Raw genomic sequence first — 3,433 nt, forward strand, 5'->3', positions numbered from 1 at the left:
CCGGTGATGCCCAGCTCCAGACACAGATCGCCAGAGTGAATGACATTTCCCTGGTGCAGCACCAGCGCTCGCTGGATGGCATTGTCCAGCTCCCGCACATTCCCCGGCCATTGATGATTCATAAGCGCACTTTTTGCGTCCTGGGCAAAGGTAATCCCGGTCAGCTTCATTTTGCGGCAATGCTTTTTAAGCAGCGAAGTAGCCAGTGGCATGATATCCAGCGGCCGCTCCCGGAGCGGCTGCCAGTGCATCGGGAACACTGTCAGACGGTAATAGAGGTCTTCCCGGAACTTGCCTTCGCGAACGTAATCCGCCAGATCCCGGTTGGTGGTCGCTACAACACGGACATCCAGGCTGATGGTTTTGCGACCACCAACCCGCTCGACTTCCCGCTCCTGCAATACCCGCAAGAGCTTGGACTGAAGCCCCAGATCCATCTCCGAAATCTCGTCCAGCAGAATGGTGCCGCCGTTGGCCTGCTCGAATTTGCCGGGCGAGGAGGCGACGGCACCGGTAAAGGCACCTTTCTCGTGACCGAACAGGATAGCCTCCAGCATGTTTTCCGGTATTGCAGCACAGTTGATCGCCACGAATGGCTGCTCTGACCGCGGGGACTGCTGGTGAATGAACCGGGCAAGGACTTCCTTGCCAGTTCCGCTTTCCCCCGAGATCATGACGGTGGAATCGCTTCCAGCCACTTTGGTCGCCAGCTGGAACATCCGCTTGCTGATCGGGTCTTCAGCCACCGGCTCATCACTGGCTTTCTCACGCCCGCCGCCAACAACCTTGCTGACAGCATCCACCAGGAAACGCGGTTCGAATGGCTTCACCAGATAATCGATAGCACCGGCCTGCATGGCGGATACCGCATCGCTGATCTGGCCATAGGCCGTGATCAGCATCATTGGCAGGCCCGGGTACAGCCGCTGCACCTCTGCCAGAAGCTGGTGCCCTGACAGACCCGGCATGTTGACATCACTGACCACCATATCCACCGGAGCCTCGGCCAGTCGCTCAAGGGCTTCGCTGGCATTGCATGCTTCCCGAACCCGGAATTTTGCCAGTTCGAGGGTGGTTACCAGCGCTTCACGCAGGTCATGGTCGTCCTCAACAATCAGAATCTGGGCCTTGGCCATGGTTGCCTCCGATCAGTGTCTGTTACGTAATTGCGGCAAACGCAGGGTGGCTACAGCACCGCCCTGCTCCGGCGATTCAATGGAAAACCGTCCCTGATGCGCCTTGATAACGGCCTGTACCACTGCGAGGCCGAGACCCGTGCCATGGGACTTGGTTGTGTAAAAAGCTTCGGTCAGCCGGGCAGCGTCCGAGAGCTCAAAACCTGGGCCGTTGTCCACAACCCGGATGACCAGTTCCCCGGTTTCCTCGGTTACCCGAACCGCCACATGGCGAGCGCCGGCCTCCAGGCTGTTATTCACCAGATTGGTACAGGCACCAACAAGGGCATCCCTATTACACATCAGCCGGCAGTCGCTGGAGATCTTGTTCTCGAGATTCACTGTCGCGCCCGGAGCCGGCTTCAGCCCCTCGACTGCCGATGCCAGTGCAGAGACCAGTTTGTCGGCAGATAACTCCTCGGCCAGCCGGGTTTCGCCCCGGGCGAAAATGAGCATATCCCGCACCTGCTGTTCCAGGTGGGTCAGGCGCGACATCAGGCGGGAAGCACAGCGCTGACGCATTTCTTCGTCCAGATCCTCCTGGCTCAGATGGCCACCATAAAGAATGGCCGCGGACAGCGGGGTACGGATCTGGTGAGCGAGAGACGCAACCATCTTGCCCATGGCAGACAGACGCTGGGCGTGAGCCAGCTGCGCCTGAAGGTGCCGTGTTTCGGTGAGGTCTGTCAGCAGGATCAACTGGCCGGGCTGGTTTTCCATGGTCCGGATCTCGATGCTGACCCTGCGACCATCCTTCAGAGACACTTCGTGACCATCGTCCCGCCGGGGCGCAAAACAGCGATGGATGACATCAACCCAGCGGGCACCGTCGAGGGGCTCCCCCAGAAGCGCAATGGCTGCCGGGTTGGTCTGCGTTACCACGCCCTGGCTATCCAGAACGACAACGCCGGCAGGCAGTGCGTTCAGCAAGGTGGACAGACGATCTGCCAGCTGCTCTTTTTCTTCAAGCTCCTGCTGACGCTGGAGCGATTCCTGGTTCAGCTCGCCGGAAAGCTGGTTGACCCGGGATTCGAGGGTCCGGTAGGAGTCAGTGATCTGCCGCGACATCCGGTTGAACAATTCCAGGGCGGTATCCACCGCCTCATCGTCCTGCTCCGGAAACAAGGCGGTAACCTTGTCATTGACGTCCGCCGCAGCGTTGGTCTTTGTACCGCCCGCGCCGGACTGAAGAACAAATTGTGCCTGACTCATAACCTGACTCCCCGATCGGCCCGTCGGTTCGGGCCTCATAGTTCGGATACTTCGTTTGCAGGTTGTTAAGCCAGCACCGTGCCAACTTGATTTTTTCTATATATTTCAGGAGGAAAGAGAATTCAGAAAGAGAGTGATGCCAATTTTACGTCGGTCAGAAACGGAAACGGCGCCTCAGGTTACGAACCTTTGACGCCGCTTCAGTAGCTTTAAAATCCGGACGATCCGGCTCAGGACTCCTCGGATTCCTCTTCCCTCAGCCCGTACTTGCGAACCTTCTCTACCAGAGTAGTGCGTCGGATCCGCAGCTTCTCGGCAGCCCTGGCCACAACACCGCCGGCCTCGTCGAGCGCCTGCTGGATCAACTGTTTCTCGAGGTTGGAGAGGTAATCCTTCAGGTCGATACCGTTCACCGGCAGCAATGCCGGGGCATCCAGGCCCACCAGGCCAGGAATACCGGAAGGCATACCGGTGTCCTCCACCGGGCGATTCTCATCATAGTCGTCAACGTAGCGGAACTTCTTGGGCAGCTCCTGCACGCCGATTACGCCGTAGGGATGCATGATCGACAGGCGTTCGACAAGATTCGCCAGTTCGCGCACATTGCCGGGCCAGTCGTGCCGGCAAAGGCTCATGATGGCCGCTGAATTCATCCGCAGCGATCCACGCTTCTCTTTTTCCATCCGGGAAATGAGTTCGTTAATCAGGAGGGGAATGTCTTCCACCCGGTCACGCAGGGCCGGCATCTCGATGGGGAACACATTCAGGCGATAATAGAGGTCTTCCCTGAAATCCCCGGATTCAATCATGTCTTCCAGGTGCTTGTGTGTGGCGGCGATTACCCGCACATCTGCAGACTGGGTGCGATTGCTTCCCACCCGCTCGAAAGTGCGCTCCTGCAGAACCCGGAGAATCTTGACCTGCATGTTGAGCGGCATGTCTCCGATCTCATCGAGAAACAGAGTGCCCCCCTCGGCCATCTCGAAGCGCCCTACCCGGGCCGTGATGGCTCCGGTAAAGGCCCCTTTTTCATGGCCGAACAGCTC

At 58.6% G+C, this 3,433-nt stretch carries 3 protein-coding genes; all 3 read right to left on the reverse strand.

The window, feature by feature from the left end; all coding sequences use genetic code 11:
• On the reverse strand, window positions 1-1,136 hold a 1,136-nt coding region (locus B2W52_RS08865), incomplete at its 3' end, for a sigma-54-dependent transcriptional regulator (protein WP_286802533.1).
• 12 nt (window positions 1,137-1,148) lie between these two features.
• Window positions 1,149-2,387 (reverse strand): sensor histidine kinase, encoded by a 1,239-nt coding sequence (locus tag B2W52_RS08870; RefSeq protein WP_286802535.1) that lies wholly within the window; start codon window positions 2,385-2,387, stop codon window positions 1,149-1,151.
• Window positions 2,388-2,617: 230 nt separating this feature from the next.
• The coding region (locus B2W52_RS08875) for a sigma 54-interacting transcriptional regulator (RefSeq protein ID WP_286802537.1) at window positions 2,618-3,433 on the reverse strand (816 nt) is incomplete at its 5' end.

Origin of the sequence: Marinobacter sp. UBA2498 (genome assembly GCF_002341575.1) — a bacterium.
GTDB lineage: Bacteria > Pseudomonadota > Gammaproteobacteria > Pseudomonadales > Oleiphilaceae > Marinobacter > Marinobacter manganoxydans.

What these genes read in the sequence shown, in the direction of transcription:
- B2W52_RS08870 (WP_286802535.1), bottom strand. Translation starts at nt 2,387, where the DNA reads ATGAGTCAGGCACAATTTGTTCTTCAGTCCGGCGCGGGCGGTACAAAG.